Below are 25862 nucleotides of genomic sequence, written 5' to 3'. Positions count from 1 at the left end.
TTCTTTCTTTATAATAGTGTTACAATCAATATTTCCCGAAAAACAATTATTTTAGGCATGGAGGTTAGACATATGCAGGAAAAGTTGTCATCATTCGAACCGGTTTTGCCCGAGAATCCAAGAGTACTAATCCTTGGTTCAATGCCTGGTGGGCAGTCTCTCGAGAAACACGAATACTATGGAAATCCAAGAAATCATTTCTGGAACATTCTTTTTGTTTTATTTCATCAGACTCCATTACATGATTATGAAGCAAAACTGGACTTTGTAAAAGAAAAGGGTATTGCCCTTTGGGACACGATAGGGAAATGTTATCGAAGAGGAAGTTTAGATGCAAATATTATGGATGAGGAACCAAACAATATTATCGAGCTAACAGAGCAATTTCCCTCTATTAAACTTATTGCCTGTAATGGTGGAAAAGCTTATGACACGTTTAAACGTAATTTTACGATGGAACAATTAACTGGCATTGATGTCATAAAGCTTCCCTCCACCAGTCCTATTCCAGGTCGATACACAAAGACCTTTGAAGGAAAAGTGGAGGAATGGAGGAAAATTGTAGAGTATCTTTAAGTAAAGCTTGTTTACACTTTGAGGTAATGAGGGAATAGAGATGTTAAATATGTGTTACAGCTTTATTTTGAAGTAGCAGCCGGAGGCTTGTTGTGATAGGATTTAATTAAGCACAGTGGAACAGTTTGTCACATTCGTCCAGAAAAAATCAGATGAATAATTTTTAAGAATAGACAATACTATTTAAATGGCGATTTTATTTGAGCTCATTTAGTCGAACCCTCAGAAAGCGATCCGCAAGCGGCAACTTGCGGATCGGACAGCTATCCTCTGGGGGGTGAGGCGACTTCTTAAACGAAAAAGTAATGTTCCCGTCCGTCGGCAGGGTAGCTTACTTTTTTTCTCGGCTGTTAACGATTAACAATACGAGTGTGGCAAACAAAAACATCAACTCAAGAGTTGTGTCAATTGGAATCAATTTGTTCAACCCCTTTCACTAGATTTTTGTCGCCAAGTAAAAGAAGTACTTCTACAGCTTTGACCGAAGCTCACCCTGCATAGACTGTCCCTTATAGTATACAACAAATAAACCGAAAATAGCCTGAAATTTACAGAAAATGGTACAATATTCACAGGATTCTTTATATTGGGTAAAATTACCCTTTATAATGTAGTTGGGATTTAGCAATTTAATGGCTGTTCCTAGTCCTTTTTTCGCGGGACTTCAATGAGTTTTTGTAAATGTGAAAGAGTGAAGTTTTTTTGTTACATATTTCAGTCCCCGCATAGTCAATTAATGATGCAATCGGAGAACGATTAAGAAATTTTTTAGAAAATAACTTATATTTAAAAAATACACTTGCTTTTGTGGGGATTTCTGCTTATAATAACTTTAATCTTAATTTAACTAATTAAAACGTTGACGGGGAAAAGTAGGATTAGTTATTTTTCACAGAGAGCTTCAGTCGCTGAAAAGAAGCAAAAATACGAATCTGAACAATGGCCTCACGAGTTTCGTGCTGAACGTATGTCTTACACTAGTAGGTTCCGACGAGATTTGGTACTCGTTATCAATACCACAGTATATACAGGATGATGTTACCTGTCGTACTAGATGAGACTGTCTGTGTGAGCAGACGGTGAAGTAAGGTGGTACCACGTTAAACTAACCACGTCCTTATCGTTTATTCGGTAATGGCGTGGTTTTTTTATATTAGTAAACATAAATGGAGGGTGTACACATGAGTAAATTAGTATTACAAACAGATTTTGGAATTAGTGATGGGGCAGTAAGTGCAATGTATGGAGTAGCCATTTCGGTAAACCCGGCTTTACGAATATTTGACCTTACCCATGATATCCCGGAATACAACATATGGGAGGCTTCCTACAGATTATATCAAACGGTTACCTACTGGCCTGAAGAAACAGTCTTTGTATCAGTGGTTGACCCGGGTGTAGGGACAGATCGGTTAAGCATTGTTGTGAAGACAGCAGATAATCAATATATTGTAACGCCTGATAATGGAACACTGACGCATATTAAACATCATATTGGCATAAAGGAGGCTAGAATTATCGATGAGAAGATAAATCGGTTGCCAAGATCAGGAGAGTCTTATACTTTCCATGGCCGGGATGTCTATGCCTATACGGGGGCTAGGCTTGCTTCGAACATTATTACCTACGAGCAGGTGGGACCAATTATAAATGTGGAAGACATTGTAGAGTTACCAAAACCAGATGCACGAATAGAAAACGAAGCAATTATCGGGAATATTGATATACTTGATATTCGATTCGGAAATCTGTGGACCAATATTAATCGGGGACTTTTTAAAGAGGCAACCATTAAATATGGTGATTCCTTAGAAGTTACGATCACCAACAATCAACAACAAGTATATAAAAACATTATGACATTTGGCCGTTCTTTTGCTGACAGTAGACTTGGTGAGCCGCTAATTTATGTGAATTCATTGGATAAACTGGGAGTGGCACTTAACCAAGGCTCCTTTGCTAAGGCGTATCACATTAAAACAGGGGCCGATTGGAAAATAAGTATTCGAAAAACCCCGAGTATCCATTATAATTAAAAAATAAATGAAAAGGGGCAACGACAAATGAATAAAGGGTTATCAGTTAAAACAATTGTAGCGATCGGGATTGGAGCAGCAATCTATGTTATTTTAGGAAGGTTTGCCTCCATACCCATTGCACCAAATACGTATGTGGAAACAACCTATCCATTTCTCGCTTTGATGGCCGTTATCTTTGGTCCGATAGCAGGAGCGTTTATCGGATTTATCGGGCACGCTTTAAAGGATGCAGTTTCATATGGTTCTGTTTGGTGGAGCTGGGTATTGGTTTCATTGTTTGTTGGCTTTTTTATTGGACTTATTGCCAAACGGGTCAATATTGAGGCAGGGGTTTTTGCTTCCAAACAAATTCTTTTATTTAATGTGATACAGGCTTCTGTCCAAGCAGTCGGCTGGATTTTAGTAGCTCCTATCCTTGATATTCTGATCTATGCAGAGCCTGCCAACAAAGTATTTACCCAAGGTGTAATCGCAGCAATATCGAATATTGCAATGGTTGGAATTCTGGGTACATTGTTACTTGTCGTTTATGCAAAAACACGCAGCCAAAGCAATAGTCTTTCAAAGGAATAAGGCGTCTAACACATTGAACGTCGCCGAAATTAAAGATAGCCCTAGGAGTAAATAATGAAAAAAACAATTGTTTCATTTAAAGATTTTTCATTTAAATACCGGAGTCAAACAGAACCGTCACTAACAAATATTAATTTAACCATATACGAAGGTGAGAAAGTATTAATTGTTGGTCCATCTGGTTCTGGGAAAAGTACGTTAGCACATTGTATAAATGGCCTTGTTCCTTTCGCCTATAAAGGAGATATAGCAGGAAGCCTTACGATTAAAGGCAAGGAAATAAAAGAGCTAGACCTGTTTACATTATCTAAAGTGGTGGGGACCGTTATGCAAGACCCAGATGGACAGTTTATTGGACTAACCGTTGGTGAGGATATTGCCTTTGCACTAGAAAACGACGCTGTAGCAATCGAGCAAATGAAAGAGAGGGTCGAGCAAGTAGCACAGCTTGTAAATATGGAAAATTATTTAGCGTCCTCTCTCCACCAACTATCTGGAGGTCAAAAACAACGGGTTTCGCTTGGTGGGGTCATGGTCGATGATGTGGATGTACTCTTATTTGATGAGCCACTTGCAAATCTGGACCCAGCAACAGGGAAATATTCCATTGCGCTCATTGACCAAATCCACAAGGAAAGTAACAAAACGATTATCATGATTGAACACCGTCTCGAGGATGTGTTATATCGTGATGTGGATCGTATCATTGTTATAAATGATGGGGAAATCGTGTCAGATTCCACCCCTGATGAATTACTTTCATCAGCAGTATTGTTGGAGAATAATATTCGAGAACCACTATACGTTAGGGCAATGAAATATGCTGGTTGTACGATTACAGCCGCAATGAAACCAGCACATCCTGATACCATAGAAATAAATAAAGGAAAGTTACATGGTTGGTATGAGGATCGCCCTCATAAAGAACTGAATGAAAGCAGTTCACCCATCCTTGAACTTGATAATGTAACCTTTGCTTACGATACTGGAAAGACTGCCATCCAGGATATGTCCTTTACCATTCATCAAGGGGAAATGGTCAGCATAGTTGGCCAAAATGGGGCAGGAAAATCTACGTTATCAAAGTTAATCGTCGGTTTTGAAAAGGTACAGCGTGGCAAGATTCTTTTTAAGGGGGAAGATATTACGTCAGATAGCATCCACCAACGCTCTGAGCGAATTGGAATGGTCATGCAAAATCCGAACCAGATGATTTCCAAGCATTTAATCTATGATGAGGTTGCGTTAGGACTGATTAAACGGGGATTAGCGGATAATCTTATCAAAGAGCGAGTAGAGAAAACACTACGTATTTGCGGACTTTACCCTTTCCGAAACTGGCCGATAAGCGCACTTAGCTTTGGACAAAAAAAGCGGGTTACCATAGCATCTATTTTAGTGTTAGAGCCAGAGGTGCTTATCCTTGATGAGCCAACCGCTGGTCAGGATTTTCGTCATTATACTGAGATAATGGAATTTCTAGAGGGTTTAAATCGACGAGGCATAACAATTATCATGATTACCCATGACATGCACCTTATGCTTGAATACACACCCCGTGCCATTGCGATTGCTCAAGGAAAGAAGATAGCAGATGACACAGCAGTAAATGTCTTAACAAATCAAGCAGTAATTCATACCACTAACTTGAAGGTCACCTCCTTATTCGAGCTGGCTGTCCGGGCTGAGATTGCGGATCCAAGGGAGTTTGTAGCTCGCTTTATTGCCTATGATAGAGAGGTGAGAACATGGCAGTAGAAATGCTCGCCTACATAAAGAAGCAGTCACCAGTTCACAAACTTTCTGGTGCAACAAAATTAATTATTTTTCTTTGCTGGTCGACAGCTGCCATGCTCACCTATGATACGTGGATTCTTTTGGCTCTGCTTATCATTAGCTTAGTTATCTTTAAGTTATCTAAAATAAAAATAAGTGAGATTCGTTTTGTTTTATTGTTTATTTTGTTCTTTCTATTATTGAATAATATTGCAATATACCTTTTTTCTCCTCAAGAGGGAGTCAAAATTTATGGAACGAGCCATGTCCTTTGGGAAATAGCAGGCAGGTATAATGTAACATTAGAGCAGTTGTTTTATCATTTTAATATTACGTTAAAATATTTTGTTGTTATACCAGCAGCCCTATTATTCATTGTTACCACTCATCCAAGCGAGTTTGCCTCTTCTCTTAATCGTATTGGCATCCCTTATAAAATCGCTTATTCGGTATCCTTGACTTTACGTTATATCCCGGATATCCAACGTGAGTTCAGAACCATTGCCCTAGCACAACAGGCTAGAGGAGCAGACCTGTCTAAAAATGAAAAACTAACAAAAAGAATAAAAAATGCCGCAGTAATTGTGATGCCTTTAATATTCTCCAGTTTAGAAAGAATTGAAGTAATTAGTAATGCAATGGAGCTACGGGGATTTGGGAAAAAGAAAAAGCGTACATGGTACAATGCTACAGTTTTTCGCCGGGCAGATTATATTACAATCGTTACGGGTGTGGTTTTACTGATTCTCTCATTGGTCATCACGTTCCATGATGGTAGTCGCTTCTATAACCCTTTTTACTGAAGGTGAATGCATGTATTTTGCATTCACCTTTTAAGCATTAGAAGAGGTTACATATTATCTAGTAAGCAATGATGATCTGGTCGGTCAATTTTGAAGGTCCAACATAACGATATAGCATTAGCTAAAAGGCTAGCGAATGTTTTGCTAATTGAATCTTTTGGATTATGTTTCACACACTTCATATTTTCAATGTCTGATATTTTTGATATGTTTAATGAAAAGAAACGGAGGTTTTCGAATGAGCTGGAAGGATACGTTTTACGACAAATTAATGGGGTCCTATAAAGATACACTGAATTATGATGGTATCTCAGGAAAAAGAATGGCAGCACGATTTGCAGCGCTGTCGGAAATTGGCCTCACCGCAGATAATGGTTCAAACCGTCCTGGTTATTCTCATAAAGAGAAGCAGGCAAAGGATATGGTTGCAGCTTGGATGGCGGATGCTGGTCTTGTAGTCCATCGTGACGAGGCTGGTAATGTGTTCGGCCGTCTTGCTGGCAAACAAGATCATTTACCTGCTATCTTGAGTGGCTCTCATGTAGACAGTGTGCCAAATGGCGGTCATTTTGATGGGCCATTAGGGGTTCTTGCTGCACTAGAAGTAGCAGAAGCATGGAAGGAAACGGGATACCAGCCGGAAAAGCCATATGAAGTTGTCATCTTTAGTGACGAAGAAGGGGCTCGTTTCAATGGTGGCTTTAACGGCAGTGAAGGACTAATGGGCTTTGGCAATTTGGAAGATAAGAAAAAACTAAAGGATAGTGAAGGGAAAAGCTTTTCAGAGGTACTGGAGGATGTAGGCTTATCTGCAGCAAACTATCCTAAAGCGAAACGGTCTGAAGAGACGATTGAAATGTTCGTGGAAGTCCATATTGAACAAGGAAAACGCTTGGAAAAAGAAAACCTCCCCTGTGGCATTGTAACAGGGATTGCTGGTCCCTGTTGGCTTGAAGTGACGTTTACTGGGGAAGCTGGACATGCAGGTAATACACCAATGCATGACAGAAAGGATGCACTAGTAGCAGCTTCTGCGTTTATTACGAAGGTAGCCAGCTTACCATCTACTGTTAGCGATAGTGCGGTTGCAACAGTTGGAAAACTTCATGTGGAGCCAAATGGTGTAAATGTCATCCCTGGAAAAGTAACGCTTTATGTGGATATTCGAGATATTCACAAGGAGTCTCGTAATAACCTAATTGATTTGGTTAGGCAAGCTGGTGAGGAGATTGCCTCCGTTCACAACATCAAGATTACATACCATGAAACGATGCGTGTGTCGCCAGTACCAATTGATGAGAAAACGCAGGGGCTTTTGGAAGAAGCGATCCGATCTAAGGATTTATCTCCAATTCGGTTACCAAGTGGTGCAGGGCATGATGCAATGGTTGTGGGAGAAAAAATACCTGTTGCAATGCTATTCACAAAAAGCATTAATGGGGTGAGCCACCATCCTGATGAATGGTCTGAGTTAAGTGACTGTATTCAAACGGTTCACGTTCTTAAATCATTTTTAGAAAAGATCCAACAACGGGGAATGTAAACGTGAGGTTATTTTGGATTCGATTTAGTGTTCTTAGCATACTATGGATATGTATGATTGCATTGGGAAGTAAACTTGTTTCAATAAGTATTCTGTTCTTTGCGGCTTCACTTGCTGTATACTTTTTCCTGTCTGTAGGAAAATTTCCTGTTGCTCTAAACATTTTCCTTTTTGGGATTGGAATGGTGCATTTCTTGGTAGCTGGACAAGATGATGTGTTTTGGACAATGGCGCTCTTCTACTTTTATTCTTTAGACGGGATTTATCGTATTCTTAAGCCAAAATCCTTGGTTTTATTAACTGTTGGTTTACTTCTTTCGCTACTTTCTCTTACTTTACACGATCAATTGACTGTAAAAGCAATCTTGGTCCTTCTTGCTCTATATATTTTGGCAGCAAGGATTTCCATGATCATTACACAAAAAGAGGAAATGCGTCAGCTATATGATCAACTACGGGGGGAGTATCGCACTGTGAAAAGGCTGAATTTAGCAGCAGAGCGTGATGCAAGATTAGAAGAACGCACCAAAATAGCCCGAGATATTCATGATTCGGTGGGCCACCGGCTTACCGCATTAATTATGAAACTGGAAATGCTCTCCATCCAGCGAAAAACGGAGGATTATACAGAGTTAAAGCGTATGGCGACAGAGAGCCTTGAGGAAACAAGGCAGGCGGTCCGGGCCCTGAATATTGAGGAGAACGAAGGAATTGCCACTGTTGTCCATCTAATTCGTAAGCTTGAAGCAGAAAGTCATATTTTGGTGCAATTCACCGTGAAACAAGGTGTTCTCTCTGCTCCACTTTCTAATGATAAAAGCGTTGCATTATACAGGGTCATTCAAGAAGCGCTGACGAATGCCATGCGTCATGCGCAAACAAGGGAAGTACGCGTGACACTTGGTAAATCAGCTACAGGATCTATTGCATTTGAAATCGAAAATTCATTACATAAAACAACTTCTTTTAAAGAAGGCTTTGGCATATCGATGATGAGAAAGCGTGTTGGTGAGCTAGATGGGAGCTTGGAAGTGATACAGACGAACAACAAATTTGTGGTTTCGGGGATGATTCCCAGTGAGGGTTAGGGGGGATGAGAATGCAGGTTTTACTTGTAGAAGATCAAGTCATAGTAAGACAGGGGCTTAAAGTTATTCTAGAGCAGGATGAGAAAATAACGGTAGCTCATGAAGCGGCAAATGGTCAGGAAGCCATTCACATATTGGAAAAGCATCTTATTGACTTTGTAATGATGGATGTACGGATGCCTGTGATGAATGGGATTGAAGCTACAAGCGTAATTAAACAGAAGTGGCCGCATGTTAAGATACTCATTTTAACTACCTTTAACGATGATGCATATGCCGTGGAAGCACTAAGGCAAGGTGCAAATGGTTTTTTGCTTAAGACCTCAGAGTCAGCAAAATTAATCGCTGCAGTACATAGCTGTATGAACGGTGGTCTAACGTTACACGAAGAAGTGGCAGCAAAAGTGATGCCGAAATTATTAGAGCGTTCAACCGAGACACCACGACCTGAAATCTCTCTATCTGATAGAGAAATGGCCATTACAAAGCTCGTGGGTGAGGGGAAAACGAATAAAGAAATTGCCTCTGCACTATTTTTGTCTGTTGGAACGGTTAAGAACCATCTAACCCATATTTTGCAGAAAACTGGGCAGCGTGACCGCACGCAGCTTGCCATTTATGCTATAAAGCATGACATATCTGATTAACATCTAAAAGCTCTCCATCGGGTGAGCTTTTTTCACGTTAGTTTTTCTTAGGTAGAATTTTTTAAGGGTACGACAATAAAAGCCATAGTAAAGAAGTGACTTAAGTCATAATGAGAAGAAGCATTACATGACTACAGACAGTATGCTTCAGAGATATTTTATCTTAAGATTAAATGCAAGGAGGCGAGAAACATGTTGGAATTAGATGGTCTTTCTAAAAAATTTAAACAGTTTTATGCAGTGAAGAGTTTAAATATGTTTGTTGAACGCGGAGAAATCATCGGCTTACTTGGTCCAAATGGTGCCGGTAAATCTACAGCTATTTCGATGATTTCCTCCTTAGCAGAACCTACTGCTGGAGATGTCCGTTTTTATAATAAAAGCATTTTGAAAAAACCAGGTGAATTCCGTAAAATTGTAGGAATGGTTCCTCAGGAAATTGCCCTATACACGGATCTAACAGCAGTAGAAAATTTGCAGTTTTTTGGGAGAATGTACCGACTAAAAGGCTCCATTTTAAAAAAGAGAATACAAGAAATTCTTGATTTGGTTGGGCTAGCAGATAGAAAGAAGGATGTAGTACAGACCTTTTCAGGTGGAATGAAACGCAGACTTAATATTGGTGTAGCATTACTACACGACCCAGAGTTGCTTATTATGGATGAACCGACAGTGGGAATAGATCCGCAATCACGAAATTATATTCTGGAAACCGTAAAGCGACTAAATAAAGAAAGGGCTATGACGGTAATATATACGAGTCATTACATGGAAGAGGTAGAGTTTCTATGTGATCGCATTTATATTATGGACCAGGGAAACCTTATTGCATCTGGTACTAATGAAGAGATTAAACGCATTTTATCTTCAGAAAAAACCATTTCCATAAAAAGTGATCAACTCAACGAGCAATTTATCTCCACGTTGCAGGAGCACCCGCTTGTTAATCGCGTCGTGAGCACAGATAAAGAGATCACACTTATGGTAGCAAAAGAAGTTAGCATGTTTGGTGACTTAACGACACTTGCTGAGACTGCAGGCATCGAATTAACGTCTGTGCATAATAAAACGCCTACGCTGGAGGATGTATTCTTACACCTCACAGGTCGCGCTTTAAGGGATTAGGGGTGTAGGAATGATAGGACAGATTATAAAAAAGCAAGCCTTGGTACTCATTCGCAATCCCGTGCAATTGTTATTACTCGTCGGATTACCAATCATCCTGATTTTAATACTAGGCGTGGCACTAAGTAGTTTTATGAACGGAGAGAGCCCAACTATTCAAGTAAAGCTAGGAATTATAGAGCAGGAGCAAGAGGACGTTCAGTTAGAGAGGTTTAGCGAGGATAAGAAGGGAGAGCTTCCGCCGGCAGTATTAAACCAACTAAATAATATGCTACCGATAAAACGGTTGAAAGACGATATTTTTGGAAGTGATGAAGCTACAAAGTATATTACGTTAGAGGAAATATCACCAATAGACAAGGAAAAGGTCTTGGACGACAACACTTATACTGCACTGATTGAGGTTCCTGATAATTTCACATATGAAATATTGGAGTACTCCTTGTTAGGTGAGGAAAAGCAACCTTCTCTACAACTATTTACTAATACGGAACATCAGCTAGGTGTAAGCATTGTAGATGGTATTCTCACACAATATCAGGAACAGCTAACATTGCAAACATTTTTACAGGAGGAAGAGATTAATCCACAAATCCTTGAAGGAAATTTGCAAAACGTCACAGCAGATGTAATGACATTGGATCAACAGTCCCCAGTTAGCTCAAAAGATTATTATACCGTTGGGATGGCTGTAATGAACGTCTTGTTTATTGCCTCCGCAATTGGATCGATTGCATTTCTCGAGAAAAATATTTTTGTTTTTGACCGAATTATATTGGCAAACGTTTCAAGGTGGGTTTACTTTATCGGTATTCTTCTATCTGGTATGATATTTGCATTTTTACACTTGCTTATCATCTTTGGATTTTCCTGGATTGTCTTTGGTGTCACATGGCCTGACTTGCTTGGGTTTATATTTGTTACAACGGCTTATGCTGTAGCGGTTGGTGGGATTGCTGTATTACTAACAGCCTTGAGCTATCGCCTCCACTCTGAGGTAATTACTAACTTTTTCTCCAATATTCTTGTATCCTTGATGGCTTTACTAGGTGGAAGTTTCTTCCCGCTTGGAGATTCATCTGCATTTATTGCAACATTAGGAAATTTAACACCAAATGGTGCGGGAATGTCGGCCTATATTACGTTGTTGCGTGGCAATGAATTAAGTGATGTTACCGATCACTTAGCATTTCTGCTACTGTTCGGTTTTGTTTCCATTGTTATTGCAGCTTGGAGTTTTCCAAAGAGGGGGGCTGCATTATGATTGGAATACTTCTCACAAAAATACGCATGTTTATTCGCAACCCTTGGACATTTATAATTTTTACTGTTATGTCGATTGGCTTTGCTCTCATCATAGGAGGTAATGGCGCTGCTACAACCATCTCCGTGCCAATTTATGCTGAGGATAATTCAGTTAAAGGTTCAACACTTGAGAAAATACTAGAAGAGGATGAAGCATTTCGATTTAATTGGTTGAAAGAAGAAGATGAAATGCTTGAGCAAATTGAGAATGGGAAAGCGGAAGTTGGGGTAATTCTACTTGATACTTCCTATCAACTCATAGTTGGAGTGGACTCCCCAAATGCTGCCATGATTGAGCAAGCCATCCAACGAGCTTATCGGGCATATAATCTTGAAATGGCACTTTTAGAGGTTTCCGCTACGAATGCCGAGGAAGAACGTGTGTCGGTTCTTGAAGCGTTTGATAAATCGATGAATATACCCGCCTTTGAAATGGAGACAACGAGTTTCCGTAGCGGGGATGCCGTTATTTACGATAATACTTTTCAGACGTTGTTTGGCTTTACTTTATTTTTTGTAATCTATACGATTGCCTATAAGCTCCAACCAATTCTAGTAGAAAAACGGGATGGGATTTGGGATCGAATGATCTTATCTCCAGTAAGAAAATGGGAAGTGTATGTGGCCAACTTGGTTTATAGCTTTATAGAAGGCTATGTTCAGATTATAATTATCTTTTGTATTTTTCGATTTTGGATAGGTGTCGATTTTCATGGGAAATTCTTAGAAGCGCTACTGCTGATAACTCCTTATATATTTTCCATTGTCGCACTATCTATTTTGTTTACAGCAATAGTGAAGAATGTCCAACAGTTTAATGCGATTATCCCAATTATTGCAGTAAGTATGGCGATGATTGGCGGGGCGTACTGGCCGCTCGAAATTGTGGAATCTAAGATTCTAATTACAATTTCTAAGATTAACCCATTAACATATGGAATGGAAATTTTGAACGGTGTGGTACTATATGGATATACCCTTGAGGACTTATTATTCCCCATCAGTATTTTAGTGTTAATGGGAGTAGTGATGACAGGGCTTGGCATCCATCTGATGGAGAGAAGACATGTTTAAAGAGCTGGTTACCGACCAGCTCTTTTTTTTAACGTCTCATCGTGTAGAGTAGAATTCGGATAAGAAACTTGCTATAATCTTCCTTATAGCTTAATTTTACATTAAAATGAATCGCCATTCATTTGGAAAAGAAGGAATACAAAAATGAAAAACATCTTTAGAATATTTTCAAAAGACGTAAAGAACACCGGTACTAACTGGGTAGCGTTAATACTGATAGGTGGACTAATTATATTACCATCCCTTTATGCGTGGTTTAATATAAAAGCTTCCTGGGACCCATATGGGCAGACAGATCAAATTCCAATAGGTGTAGTCAACGAGGATACAGGTGCAACAGTAAGAGATGAAGATATTGATGTTGGGCAAGAGCTTGTTGATAACTTGAAGGAAAATCGATCAATGGATTGGCACTTCGAGGATCGGGATGAGGCAATGGATAACTTAGAAAACGGAGATTATTTTGCTGTTATTGTCATCCCGAAAAACTTCTCAAGTAAACTAAGTACAGTTGTTAACGACAAACCGGAGAAAGCGGAGATGGAATATTACGTTAACGAGAAAATCAATGCCATTGCCCCCAAAATCACGGATAAAGGTGCTTCCGCCATTACTGATGAGATTAGTAGTAATTTCATATCTACAGTAAATGGTGTCATTTTTGACATGTTTAATAATATTGGAATCGAGCTAGAACAGGATTTACCAGACATCGAACGATTCGAGAATTATATATTCAATTTGGAAGAAAATCTACCTGAGATTAAACAGCTTGTCGATAACTCATTATCAGATGCTAGTAGCGCAGAGGAAATGATTAACCAAGCCCAGGCGCTTGTCCCCGAGGCGAAGCGTGTTACAAACGATGGGCTGAATACTATCGATAATACGACTGCATTTTTAAAAAAAGCTGAGGACCGGCTTAATGAAGTCGCCCCACAGATTCAAGAAGACTTAGAACGTGTTCAGCAGGTAGCGGATGAAACGAACACATTTCTTAAGGAGGTTCAATCTGCTGGAATCGATTTCGGGAATGGTACTGATTTGACTAATCAATTGGATGAACAGGTAACACAGCAAATTGAGGCTATTTCATCTATTGAAGAGACGTTAAGACAAGTACAGCAACAACAAAATGAGAATGTGGAAGAAGGCGAAAATGGAGATACCCCTGATCAAGGGGCTGGAGAAGGTAACCAGGGACAGGGAAGTCAACAAATTGAGCAGGCACTACAAGAGTTGGCGACAATCCGTGCAGGTCTTGAGACAGCTCAGGAGCGTAGTAATGATGTCCGTACCTTTATTCAGGATAAGCAATCAGAAGTAGAAGCGGTTTTCAATGATCTGCAAGGCTTGGTTGAAAACACCTCCGCAAATATTGATGCGTTTGTAACAGAATACAATGAAAACATCGAACCAACAGTTTTAGCAGAAGTGGACAGTGCCAAAACAACGCTTGCTGAAGCACGTGGTATTTTGGTGGATATTCAGACTTCTATTCCTGAGGTGGAAAGAATTCTTGGAAGTACAGAGGCTGAACTTGGCGAAGGAAAAGGCATGCTGGAGAAGGTCCAGAATGAGTTTCCATATGTAAACGATAAGGTGAATGAACTAGCGGATCGTATACGGGAAATACAAGGGGAAACCGATATTGGTGAGATGATTGAACTGCTGCAAAATGATCCAGAGGCCGAACAAGGATTTTTTGCTGAACCAGTTCAGCTTAATGAAAATAAAATTTTCCCTATAGAAAATTATGGTTCAGGAATGACCCCATTCTATACGGTGCTTGCGATCTGGGTAGGCGGTTTACTACTTATTTCGTTACTTTCTACAGATACAACAAATATGGAGAGCTATTCATCAAGGCAGGTTTATTTTGGTAAGTTATTCACCTTTATGACGATTGGCTTTCTGCAATCAACTATTGTGTCATTGGGAGATATTTTCCTATTGGATGTTTCCATGGCAAGTCCTGGTTGGTTTGTACTATTTGGATTGCTGATTAGCCTCGTGTTTATGATTATTATTTACACACTCGTATCTGTCTTTGGAGATATTGGAAAGGCGATGGTCATAGTATTGCTTGTTCTGCAAATTGCTGGTTCAGGCGGTACGTATCCTGTCGTTCTTTTACCAGAATTTTTCCAAGTTATCCATCCTTTCTTGCCGTTTAGTTACGCAATTGATCTTATGCGGGAGGCGGTAGGCGGAATTGTTTGGGGTCGGGTTCTACATGATATCCTGTTCCTCGGTATCTTCGGAATGGCAGCCATTGTACTTGGGGCATTTTTAAAACAGCCAATTAATAGACAATCCAAAAAGATTAAACAAAAATCAAAAGAATCAGGACTGTTTCACTAAATCGGATTGTATAAAGTGAAACTGCAATCAGTGGGGGGGTTTCGTTCTTCCCCCACTGATTGTTCGTTGAACGAATCGGGGTGTTAGCGTCCGTTTACTCCCACTTAAACATTACTGTTTCACTTCATGTTTTGAAGTGGGAGTCTTACGGACGGTTGCTCCGGGAAATGGGAAGGGCGTCTGCTGTTGAGAGTAGTGCGCCACTTTCTGGGTTGTTGCGTCAGATCAGTGATGTGATGCGCCCCTTTCGAGGTTGGGGGCGTCAGATCGGAGATGAGATGCGTCACTTACGAGGATTGTTGCGTCAGAACGGTGGGATGCTGCGTCACTTACGAAGATTACTGCGTCAGAACGATGGGATGCTGCGTCACTTACGAAGATTGCTGCGTCAGATCATGTGATCCTGTTTACTTAACTGGTTTCGCGGCACTTTTTACTATATAAATATTAAAAAGGGAGAGGATACTTTTGAAAATAAATGATGAAGCAAGGGCAACACTGTTGAATGAGGTTTCCGAGCTAGGGGATGAGGAATTAAATAAACGCCCAAGCTCTGGTGGCTGGTCAATCGCACAGGTTATGGAGCACTTATACTTAATGGAACGCGCTGTCGTTTATAATATTCAGCATGCTCTCGAAAATGGCTCGATTAAGGAAGTTAGTTCTAAACCTATTGAACTCACGGTGGACAGGTACAAAAAAGTAGAAGCTCCGGAGTTTGTGCAACCAAGTGAATCTTCTATGACGCTTCAAGGTTTGCAACAGAAATTGCAGACGTCCCATGAGGCGTTGCGGGGGATTTATACTACTGTTGATGAAGAACGATTAGTAGAGAAAACGGCAGTACACCCAGTATTCGGTGAAATGAACTTGTCCCAATGGGTCCCCTTTGTCGGATACCATGAACAAAGGCATATTGACCAAATTAAAGAGATAAAAGAAACGCTTTAACTAAATAGACTTAGTGGAAAGGGCAGGAAACTGTCCTTTTCTTGTACATGAGAAAACTCTTCTGTAAACATGTACCAGTTCAGGCAGGGTTCAAACCGCGCTTTTTTCTAGTATAATAGAGTAATAGGAGTAGAGCAGAGAGGGGAAGACATCGTGAAGAAAAAACGTATTATTGGTATAGGTATTGGAATTCTTTCTATCCTGCTAGTAATAGATATTATAGCAAGCTATTATTTTTATAATTTAGCCATTGAGCGAAATGTAAAAGACTTCTTGCAGGGGAATGCAGACCTTGAGGTTTCAGCTGAGGCAATGGATGTATTTATAGAGGGTGACTGGCGAGAATGGGTCGATAACCAAGACTTCGAACATTGGGAAATGACTTCCTACGATGGGTTGGAGTTACAAGGATATTATCTTCCGGCAAAGGAACCTACAAACAAGACAGTTGTATTAGCTCATGGTTACTTAGGGAACGCCAGGGATATGGGGCTATACGGCCAATATTATTACGAGGAATTGGGCTACAATATTTTCACAGCTGATATGAGAGGTCATGGTAACAGTGGTGGAGATTATATCGGATTCGGCTGGCATGATCGGTTGGATTATCTAGATTGGGTGGATAGGGTAATAGAAAGAACAGGAGATGATACAGAAATTATAATGCATGGCGTTTCAATGGGCGCTGCTACGGTGTTAATGGCAAGTGGAGAAAAGGATCTTCAACCAAATGTAAAAGCTGTTGTAGCAGATAGTCCCTATACAAGTGTTTACGATATGTTTGACTATCAGTTGGAACGAATGTTTCATCTACCTGCTTTCCCTGTTTTACCTAGTACTAGTGTAGTGACGAAAATGAAGGCTGGTTATTCTTTATCAGAAGCATCCGCCCTCGAACAAGTGAAAAAAGCTGAAGTACCTATTCTTTATATTCATGGGAATGCCGACACCTTTGTACCAACCAAAATGACGGAAGAGCTATTGGAAAATACAAAGAGTGAGGCAGAAATGATTACCTTTGACGGGGCAGGACATGGAGAGGCATTTGTCACCCAAGAAGATCGGTATGTATCGAAGCTTAATGAGTTTTTGGAAAAGCATATTAAGGATTAAAGAAAAGTAAGCCTTCACTTCAAGTGAAGGCTTTTTTATTCATTAAATATGCAATCATACAGACTTATTTTGCTTAAATTTGCATAAATATAAGAAATAATTAATAAATATACTTGAAATATTGTTAGAAGATATTTATACTAATGAATAATTAAAAAATTAAGTTGCGAAGGGAGGGGTGACGGTTTGAAAAATGCGGCAATTGTTGGCGGAACCGGTTATGGAGCTTTAGAACTCATTAGGCTACTACATACGCACACAGAAATAAAGCTAGTGAAAGTTATTTCCCATTCACAGGATGGCATGGCAATTTCCTCTGTTTACCCACATTTAAAAAACATGGAGGATATAGCCCTGGAAATATTAGAAATTCCTGCGCTTCTCCAAGGTATAGACATTATATTTTTTGCCACTCCTGCTGGCATTGCAAAAAATATTATACCTGAATTAGCAGATAGCGGGATGCAATGTATCGATTTGTCTGGGGATTTGAGACTATCCTCACAGGAGCAATACAGAGCATGGTACAAAGCAGAAGCAGCGAATGAAGATTTATTGGATACTGCGGTATACGGCCTTTCTGAGATTAATCGAAGCCAAATTAAGGAGGCGACGATCCTATCTAATCCGGGTTGTTTTCCAACAGCAGCATTACTTGGATTAATTCCTGCCTTACAGCATGAACACATACATACAGAAGGAATTATTATTGATGGAAAAACAGGCATATCTGGAGCGGGAAAGACACCTTCTGTACGGACACATTTTCCAGAGAGCAATGACAATCTTACACCATATAAAATTGGCGAGCATCAGCATATTCCCGAGATTGACCAATATCTTAGCGAACACTCCAACACGGCTGTACATGCTACCTTGACTACACATTTGGTTCCGATGACGAGAGGTATTGTTTGTACGATGTACGGCAGGCTTACTGATCAGCAAGCCACTGAAAGATTAATAGACGAATATCAACATTTTTATGAGAAAGATCGGTTCGTCAGGGTGCTTCATGCAAGTGCATTTCCAAGCACAAAAGGCGTATATGGAAGCAACTTTTGTGATATTGGATTACATGTAGACACTAGAACGAATCAGCTGATTATCATTTCTGCTATTGATAATTTAATGAAGGGAGCTGCCGGGCAGGCGATTCAAAATGTAAATATTATGAATGGATGGGATGAGCGTAATGGTTTAGATCACATCCCCATGTATCCATAGAAAGGGTGAAAGCATGGTAACGATACAGAGTGAGGCAATTAAAGTATTGAAAGAGGGACATGTAACAACTCCGAAAGGCTTTACAGCAGGTGGACTACATTGTGGCATTCGCAAAAAAAGACGTGACTTTGGTTGGATTCACTCTGTTACACCTGCTGTGGCAGCAGGTGTATATACAATGAATCTATTCCAGGCAGCTCCGTTAAAGGTAACGAGACGTGCAATCAATACAACCAATCAATTACAAGCTATTATTGTAAATTCTGGTATTGCGAATGCTTGTACAGGTAAACAGGGAGACTTAGATGCAGAGGAGATGCAGAAAAACGCTGCAGCAAAGCTAAACATTCCAGCAAACCATGTTGCAATTGCTTCGACTGGACTTATTGGCAGCCCACTCCCAATGGGAAAAATAAACAAAGGGATTCACGGTATGTCTATTGATAAAGAAGCAAATCCACAGCATTTTGAAGATGCCATCTTAACCACGGATACGGTAACAAAGCATGTTGCAGTACAGCTGGAGGTTGATGGGAAAACAATTACCATTGGTGGGGCTGCGAAAGGATCTGGAATGATTCACCCGAATATGGCTACCATGCTTGGTTTTATTACAACCGATGCAGCGATAGAAGCCGAAAGTCTTCAGCTGGCACTAAAACAAACAACGGATACGACATTTAATATGATCACGGTCGATGGTGATTGCAGTACGAATGACATGGTTCTGGTCATGGCAAATGGAAAACAGGAAAATCATCCACTTAACCAATCACATCCACAATGGTCTCTATTCGTCGATGCTCTAAAAATGGTGAGTGAAGAGCTCGCCAAAATGATTGCTCGGGATGGGGAAGGTGCTAGCAAATTAATAGAGGTAAAGGTAACGGGTGCTCCGACTCAGGATGCTGCATCTCACGTTGCAAAAGCTGTGATTTCTTCTAACCTCGTTAAGACTGCTGTTTATGGCGCAGACCCAAATTGGGGAAGGATTATTTGTGCAGTTGGCTATAGTGAGCAGCCAGTGAATCCAGATAAGGTCTGTATTGAGATCGGAGAGATACCTGTAGTGAAAGAAGGCATACCAGTAGCGTTTGATGAACTGGACGGAAAGCAGTATCTACAACAAGACAATATAACATTACATGTAAATTTGCAGGATGGACCATATAAAGCGACCGCATGGGGCTGTGACTTAACGTACGATTACGTCAAAATTAATGCTTCCTATCGAACGTGAGGTGTCGAGATGCAATTACTTGTTCTTAAACTTGGTGGTAGCATATTGGAAAAACTTCCTACTCAATTTTATCGAACAGTTGGTGATCTTCTTCATAAAAAACAGTGCCTTCCTATTATCGTACATGGCGGAGGGCCAGCCATTAATCAAATGTTAGAAAGTTTGCAAATACCAAATGAAAAAGTTGACGGATTACGGGTTACTTCGCAAAGTGTTTTGGAAATAGCTGAAATGGTGATGTGTGGCCAGATTAACAAACAAATTGTATCAGAATTTCAGATAGCAGGAGTCAACGCGTGTGGTTTATGTGGTGTGGATGGCAATTTATTGCAGACTATACCTGCTGATAGAACAGGGAAATTAGGCTATGTAGGAGAGGTTGAAAAAGTTAATAAAACGTTTCTATCTACTTTCCTCGAAGCAGGTATCCTTCCTATCATTTCTCCAATCGGCACAGATAGTTATGGCCAACATTACAACATTAACGGAGATACTGCCGCCACGGCAATCGCTCAGGCACTTGGGGCGGACCTCATTTTTGTTAGTGATATCGATGGGGTCATGGAAGAGGTCAATGGACAAAAAACATTACTTTCAACACTGGATGAACAAGAAATTTACGACAAAATAGCGTGTGGCAATATTTATGGTGGGATGATTCCGAAAGTGAAAGCCGCTTTAAAAGGATTAGCAAATGGTGTAAAAAGAACAGCAATTATTAATGGGTTGAAACCTGGAGATTTAGAAGCATTTATTCATGGAGAACCGCGAGGAACTAGCATTCTATTAAGAAAGGAGAAATACGATGAGCCAGTCCATACCAGTAAATGAGCTGCCAGCTGTAATGAGTGTCTATAACCGCTTTCCAATCAAGCTTGCAAAGGGAAAAGGAAGCTATGTCTGGGATACCGAAGGGAAAAGATACCTTGATTTTACTTCTGGGATTGCGACGTGCAATCTCGGACATGTGCCTGATTTTGTTCATAAGAAACTTTCTGAGCAGCTCTCCTCGTTATGGCATTGCTCTAATTTATTTACCATACCTCAGCAGGAGGAGCTAGCAAAGCGATTAACCAACAACTCTTCTTGTGATCAGGTGTTTTTTTGTAATAGTGGCGCTGAGGCAAATGAAGCAGCGATTAAACTAGCGAAGAAATACGCAAAGGATCAAGGGAATCCGGAAAGAACGGAAATTGTCACGTTCCATCATTCCTTTCACGGCCGGACAGGCACCACGATGGCTGCTACTGCACAGGAAAAAATTCATCAGGGCTTTGAACCCATAGCTACTGGATTTCGCTATTTACCGCTAAATTCTAAAGACGCATTATCTCAAATTGATAACGGGAAAACCACTGCCGTGTTAGTTGAACTTATTCAAGGGGAAGGTGGCGTCCGTCCTGTTGAACAGAAATGGGTTACAGAGCTTCAGGAACAGTGCCGTAACTCCGATATTCTATTGATGGTCGATGAAATCCAAACAGGGATAGGAAGAACAGGAACACTGTTCGCCTATGAACAATTTGGTATAACGCCAGATGTAATCACACTAGCGAAAGGACTTGGTTCCGGTTTCCCAGTTGGCGCTATGCTGGCACGACAGCAGGTTGCCGATTCTTTTCAACCAGGCACTCATGGCAGTACGTTCGGTGGAAATCCGCTAGCAATGACCGCAGGGACTGCTACATTAGACATTATGCTTGAGGAAGAATTTCGAAAAGACGTGTTAGAGAAAAGTAGCTGGTTATTCAAGGCTTTACTTCATTTAAAAGAAAGCTTCGACAAAATAAAAGATGTTCGAGGACGAGGCTTTTTAATCGGTATAGAAGTAAGCGGCAATGCAGGAGATATGGTTTCTATCTTCAGGGGAAAAGGGATTCTTGTTCTGACAGCTGGACAGCATGTATTACGAATCCTTCCACCACTAACCGTCACTTGGGAAGAACTTAGAGAATTCATCCATACCTTTAACAGAATTTTAGTAGAGGGAGAGAACAACACAAAATGACAAAAGGCTATCTTATGCTTCAGACAGGAGAAGTGTTTTGTGGTGACTGGATTGGTGCCAAGCAAGATACCACAGGAGAACTGGTTTTTAATACCAGTATGACTGGATATCAGGAGATGATTACAGATCCATCCTATACCGGCCAAATTTTAACCTTTTGCTATCCGATGATCGGTAATTACGGTATTAATCTGCATGATTTGGAAAGTAGTGACATTGCCGTATCTGCTGTGATTATGAGTGATGCCTGTGAAGACCCGAGTCATTACCAATCTGTCGCTACAATGTCGGAAAAGCTGGAACAGGCTGGTGTGTCAGGATTGACGAATATTGATACGCGGGCGTTAGTTGCGATTATCCGTAAACATCAAACGGTTCGCGCAAGAATTGTTTCGCAACAATCCTCCACTACCTCGATGTCTTCGTGGAAGCAGGAAAGTACAATTGAACTTGTAAGAACAGTGACAGTACCCGAATATGAAGTGGTCGGAATGGGTAACATTCACATTGTTCTTCTAGACTTCGGCTATAAAAAATCAATAGTAGATGAACTGCTAGCAGCTCAATGTAAAGTAACTATTGTCCCTTTTACTACATCAGTTGAAGAGATCGAACTTATGGAGCCTGATGGAATATTAATTACCAATGGCCCTGGGGATCCCATAGAATTGGCGGCTTATTTTTCGACAGTTAAACAATTATCGGAAAGATACCCAACACTAGGTATTTGTTTGGGCCACCAACTACTAGCCTTGGCCTATGGTGGCAAAACGAAAAAAATGCCTTTTGGACATAGGGGCGGCAACCATCCTGTCAAAGAGCTGACAACAGGAAAGGTAACCATCACTTCTCAAAATCATGGCTACGAAGTCGTCGAGGAATCGATTGATAAGGAGATCTTTGAACTTACTTTCCGTAATGTCAACGACAATTCGGTGGAAGGAATCAAACATCGTACTCTTCCTATTCAGTCTGTTCAGTTTCATCCAGAAGCCCATCCAGGGCCAAGTGACGCCGCATATATTTTTCAGGATTTTTTACACCAGGTTAAAACAAGGAGGGAACAGGCATGCCAAAGCGTACACAGCTAAAGAAAGTTCTCGTTATCGGTTCTGGCCCGATTGTGATTGGGCAGGCAGCTGAATTTGATTATGCAGGAACACAAGCCTGCCTTGCTTTAAAAGAAGAAGGAATTGAAGTCGTACTCGTGAATAACAATCCAGCAACGATTATGACAGATAAATCCATTGCCGATCAGGTGTACATGGAACCCTTAACCATAGAGATACTTGAAAAAATCATTGCCAAGGAAACTCCTGGTGGAATAATTGGAACATTGGGAGGGCAGACAGGTTTAAATTTAACGGTACAATTATATGAAAAAGGGATTCTTGACCAGTATGGCGTACAGGTGCTTGGTACGCCAGTCACAGCGATACAAAATGGGGAGGATCGCCAATTATTTCGAAATCTTATGTTAGATATAAAGGAGCCAATCCCTGAGTCAAAGATTATTGAAAATCTTGAACAAGGGCTTACTTTCATCCAAACAATCGGCTTTCCTGTTATTCTCCGTCCAGCCTATACGCTTGGTGGAGAAGGAGGGGGGTTTGCACATAACGAAGCTGAATTTGCTGAGTTACTTGTAAAGGCGCTATCTCTTAGTCCGATTAACCAGGTACTAGTTGAAAAAAGCATCAAGGGCTGGAAAGAAGTTGAATATGAGGTAATGCGTGATGCAAATGATACGTGCATCATTGTGTGCAACATGGAGAATATGGATCCAGTTGGGGTTCATACTGGTGACTCGATTGTTGTCGCGCCCTCCCAAACCTTAACGGACGTACAATACCAACTATTACGAACAGCTTCTTTAAAAGTAATTCGTGAGCTCGGCGTAATAGGAGGTTGCAATATTCAGTTTGCCCTCCATCCTGAATCAAATGAATATAGAATCATCGAAGTTAACCCACGGGTTAGCCGTTCTTCTGCATTAGCCTCAAAGGCTTCAGGTTATCCAATTGCACGGATTGCAGCCAAATGTGCCGTTGGTTTTTATCTCGATGAAATTTTGAACCCAATCACCGGAAATACATACGCTTCGTTTGAGCCGGCTTTGGATTATATTGTAGTAAAACTGCCACGTTTTCCGTTTGATAAATTTACCGAAGCGGATCGTACTCTTGGTACACAAATGAAGGCAACTGGGGAAGTAATGGCAATTGATCGGACATTTGAAGGTGCATTGAATAAAGCAATCCGTTCGCTAGAGCTGGGAGTTTACAGCCTGCATTGGCCAGGAATGGAGAAGAAGACGAAAGCGGAACTAGCTAATCTACTCCACATACCGAATGATCTCCGGCTATTCGCCATTGGGGAGGCACTACATCGTAAGATCGACATAGCTGAAATCATGCGGCTGACAGAAATGGACTACTGGTTTATTCGAAAACTACAACGCATCATGGACATGGAGGAGACGTTGACTTCCTACCACTGGCCAGACACCCCCCCTGAAGTGTTAAAACAGGCCAAACGCTTCAATTTTAGCGATGAACGGATGGCTGAACTGACAGGTGCATCCACTAAGGAGCTTAGAAAAAAATATAAGGAAATTTCACTCCAACCAGCGTACAAGCTGGTTGACACATGCGCAGGGGAGTTTGATGCTATTACACCATATTATTACTCTACTTGGCATGGATACGATGAAGTGAAGTCACTAAACTCGAAGAAAAAAATCCTTGTATTAGGCTCTGGGCCCATCCGTATTGGGCAGGGCGTTGAATTTGATTACTGTGCTGTTCAAGCAACTATTGCTTTAAAGAAAATGGGCTATGAGGCAATTGTCATGAATAACAACCCTGAAACGGTAAGTACAGACTATTCCCTTGCAGATCGTCTCTATTTTGAACCACTGGCTTTAGAAGATGTGCTAGCTGTTATTCAAAAAGAGAACATTGATGGTGTGCTCGTACAATTTGGTGGGCAGACAGCAATTAATCTAGTAGATGATTTAGTGGAAGAAGGTGTGCCGATATTAGGTACAACCGCTAAAGCAATTGATAAGATGGAGGATAGAGATGCGTTTTATCATGTGTTGGATGATTTGGAAATTCCTCATATCTCAGGGGAGATTGTTTCTCGCCGCGAAGCATTAAAGCAAAGTGCTAAAGAAATTGGCTTTCCTATTTTGATCCGTCCATCCTATGTAATTGGTGGACAATCGATGTTTATAAGCTATAATGAGTCGGAGCTTCTTCACTATGTAGAGCGCATCGAAGCAGATACGAACGGACATTGCTGGCCATTATTACTTGATTCGTATTTAGCTGGAGTAGAGTGTGAAGCGGATGTGGTCAGTGACGGGCAGGATGTTATCATTCCAGGTATTTACGAGCATGTGGAAAAGGCTGGCGTCCATTCTGGGGACAGCATGATGATCTTTCCTTCTGTAAGCTTAACGCCAAGCATTAAAGAGAAAATGACACAAATAATCCAAGGTATTTGCAGAAAGGTACCGATAGTGGGCCTAATGAATATTCAATTCATTGTTTTCCAGGATGAAGTATTTGTCATCGAAGTCAACCCAAGGTCCTCTAGAACCATTCCAATCATTAGTAAAGTAACAGATATGCCAATTATAGACTGGGTAGTCCAGGTGCAAATGGGTAAGCCTTTGGCTACGTTATCTAATGAGTTAAATGTCATGAAAGAGCCGGCTCATTATACGGTGAAAGCACCTATCTTTTCAGCAGGGAAATTAAAAGGTGTGGACCATGTGTTAGGACCAGAAATGAAATCCACGGGCGAAATTATTGGGATGGGGGAGAGTCTAAAAGAAGCAATGAATAAGGTCCGTCCTGATCTAGCTAGTGAACACTTGAAAATCTTTGTTTCTATTACAGATAGGTATAAAAAAGACGCCGTTTCGCTTATTCAGCAGCTTGCGGGTAAGAATGTAAGTTTGTCAGCCACAGAAGGCACCGCAAAATACCTCGCAGCTGCTGGCTTTAATGTAGTAGAGGTATCGAATGATCAAAGCGCTATAGAAGCACACTGGAAGAAGCAAAAACCAGATGTATTACTCAACATACCAACAAAAGGAAGAGAACGAGGCAGAGCAGGATTTTATTTAAGAGAGCTAGCAACTCGATATGGGGTTACCTGTTTTACGAGCCTTGATACTGCTCAGGCAATTCTTCTGGCGGAAAAACCTAGTCAGATTGAAGTTTGTTCATTAAATGAGTATATGGAGAAGCAAATGGTTTAGTCTCTAGATTATTTATTTATTAAGAAGCGAAGTTTCGGAGCTGTCTCAAATGCTGAGGCAGCTCTTTTTATTGCGTTTACTTCCTTTATCCCAAAACCTAGTTCAGAAGTTTAGTTCATTCCGTGTTTCGCTTG

At 40.6% G+C, this 25862-nt stretch carries 20 protein-coding genes and 1 other annotated feature; all 20 genes read left to right on the top strand.

Annotated features, from left to right (window positions below):
* Positions 1 to 72 precede the first annotated feature (72 nt).
* The 20 genes from AC6CHS_RS14145 (at position 73) to carB (ending at position 25728) form a co-directional block, all read left to right on the top strand.
* Positions 73 to 576: a DNA-deoxyinosine glycosylase gene (locus tag AC6CHS_RS14145; RefSeq protein ID WP_498237041.1), complete on the top strand. Its 504-nt coding sequence runs from the start codon at positions 73 to 75 to the stop codon at positions 574 to 576.
* Positions 577 to 1426: 850 nt separating this feature from the next.
* Positions 1427 to 1698: a binding site (T-box leader), on the top strand.
* A gap of 59 nt (positions 1699 to 1757) precedes the next feature.
* Positions 1758 to 2612, top strand: coding sequence for an SAM hydrolase/SAM-dependent halogenase family protein (locus tag AC6CHS_RS14140; RefSeq protein ID WP_498237040.1), 855 nt, complete (start codon positions 1758 to 1760; stop codon positions 2610 to 2612).
* Positions 2613 to 2639: 27 nt separating this feature from the next.
* A complete protein-coding gene (locus tag AC6CHS_RS14135; RefSeq protein WP_498237038.1) occupies positions 2640 to 3188 on the top strand; it encodes an ECF-type riboflavin transporter substrate-binding protein in 549 nt (182 codons plus the stop codon).
* Positions 3189 to 3242: 54 nt separating this feature from the next.
* Complete coding sequence (locus AC6CHS_RS14130; RefSeq protein ID WP_498237036.1) at positions 3243 to 4946, top strand: ABC transporter ATP-binding protein; 1704 nt, start codon at positions 3243 to 3245, stop codon at positions 4944 to 4946.
* Positions 4937 to 5767 (top strand): energy-coupling factor transporter transmembrane component T family protein, encoded by an 831-nt coding sequence (locus AC6CHS_RS14125; protein WP_498237034.1) that lies wholly within the window; start codon positions 4937 to 4939, stop codon positions 5765 to 5767. The genes AC6CHS_RS14130 and AC6CHS_RS14125 overlap by 10 nt, the downstream gene beginning before the upstream one ends.
* A gap of 238 nt (positions 5768 to 6005) precedes the next feature.
* Entirely contained in the window at positions 6006 to 7310 is a 1305-nt protein-coding gene (locus AC6CHS_RS14120; RefSeq protein WP_498237032.1) for a M20 family metallo-hydrolase, read from the top strand.
* Between the two features lie 2 nt (positions 7311 to 7312).
* Positions 7313 to 8398, top strand: a complete 1086-nt coding sequence (locus AC6CHS_RS14115; protein ID WP_498237030.1) for a sensor histidine kinase — start codon at positions 7313 to 7315, stop codon at positions 8396 to 8398.
* Between the two features lie 11 nt (positions 8399 to 8409).
* A complete protein-coding gene (locus AC6CHS_RS14110; RefSeq protein ID WP_498237028.1) occupies positions 8410 to 9045 on the top strand; it encodes a response regulator transcription factor in 636 nt (211 codons plus the stop codon).
* Between the two features lie 192 nt (positions 9046 to 9237).
* Positions 9238 to 10170: an ABC transporter ATP-binding protein gene (locus AC6CHS_RS14105; RefSeq protein WP_498237026.1), complete on the top strand. Its 933-nt coding sequence runs from the start codon at positions 9238 to 9240 to the stop codon at positions 10168 to 10170.
* Positions 10171 to 10180: 10 nt separating this feature from the next.
* The gene (locus AC6CHS_RS14100) at positions 10181 to 11434 is read left to right on the top strand and encodes an ABC transporter permease (RefSeq protein ID WP_498237024.1); all 1254 of its coding nucleotides are present in this window, start codon (positions 10181 to 10183) and stop codon (positions 11432 to 11434) included.
* Complete coding sequence (locus tag AC6CHS_RS14095) at positions 11431 to 12549, top strand: ABC transporter permease (protein ID WP_498237023.1); 1119 nt, start codon at positions 11431 to 11433, stop codon at positions 12547 to 12549. The genes AC6CHS_RS14100 and AC6CHS_RS14095 overlap by 4 nt, the downstream gene beginning before the upstream one ends.
* 144 nt (positions 12550 to 12693) lie before the next feature.
* On the top strand, positions 12694 to 14913 hold the full coding sequence (locus AC6CHS_RS14090) for a YhgE/Pip domain-containing protein (RefSeq protein WP_498237021.1): 2220 nt from the start codon (positions 12694 to 12696) through the stop codon (positions 14911 to 14913).
* Positions 14914 to 15381: 468 nt separating this feature from the next.
* Entirely contained in the window at positions 15382 to 15864 is a 483-nt protein-coding gene (locus tag AC6CHS_RS14085) for a DinB family protein (RefSeq protein WP_498237019.1), read from the top strand.
* Between the two features lie 150 nt (positions 15865 to 16014).
* The gene (locus tag AC6CHS_RS14080; protein ID WP_498237354.1) at positions 16015 to 16980 is read left to right on the top strand and encodes an alpha/beta hydrolase; all 966 of its coding nucleotides are present in this window, start codon (positions 16015 to 16017) and stop codon (positions 16978 to 16980) included.
* Between the two features lie 186 nt (positions 16981 to 17166).
* The gene (gene argC, locus AC6CHS_RS14075) at positions 17167 to 18207 is read left to right on the top strand and encodes an N-acetyl-gamma-glutamyl-phosphate reductase (protein WP_498237017.1); all 1041 of its coding nucleotides are present in this window, start codon (positions 17167 to 17169) and stop codon (positions 18205 to 18207) included.
* A 13-nt stretch (positions 18208 to 18220) separates the two neighbouring features.
* Positions 18221 to 19447, top strand: a complete 1227-nt coding sequence (gene argJ, locus AC6CHS_RS14070; protein WP_498237015.1) for a bifunctional glutamate N-acetyltransferase/amino-acid acetyltransferase ArgJ — start codon at positions 18221 to 18223, stop codon at positions 19445 to 19447.
* A 9-nt stretch (positions 19448 to 19456) separates the two neighbouring features.
* Entirely contained in the window at positions 19457 to 20278 is an 822-nt protein-coding gene (argB, locus tag AC6CHS_RS14065; RefSeq protein WP_498237013.1) for an acetylglutamate kinase, read from the top strand.
* On the top strand, positions 20253 to 21455 hold the full coding sequence (gene argD, locus AC6CHS_RS14060; RefSeq protein ID WP_498237011.1) for an acetylornithine transaminase: 1203 nt from the start codon (positions 20253 to 20255) through the stop codon (positions 21453 to 21455). Before argB ends, argD begins: the two co-directional genes overlap by 26 nt.
* Positions 21452 to 22546 (top strand): carbamoyl phosphate synthase small subunit, encoded by a 1095-nt coding sequence (locus tag AC6CHS_RS14055; RefSeq protein ID WP_498237009.1) that lies wholly within the window; start codon positions 21452 to 21454, stop codon positions 22544 to 22546. The genes argD and AC6CHS_RS14055 overlap by 4 nt, the downstream gene beginning before the upstream one ends.
* Positions 22525 to 25728 (top strand): carbamoyl-phosphate synthase (glutamine-hydrolyzing) large subunit, encoded by a 3204-nt coding sequence (carB, locus tag AC6CHS_RS14050; protein WP_498237007.1) that lies wholly within the window; start codon positions 22525 to 22527, stop codon positions 25726 to 25728. The genes AC6CHS_RS14055 and carB overlap by 22 nt, the downstream gene beginning before the upstream one ends.
* Positions 25729 to 25862: the final 134 nt, after the last annotated feature.

It is taken from the genome of Oceanobacillus sp. GQ8 (genome assembly GCF_059758495.1).
This window is presented reverse-complemented; position numbering and strand designations above follow the sequence as displayed.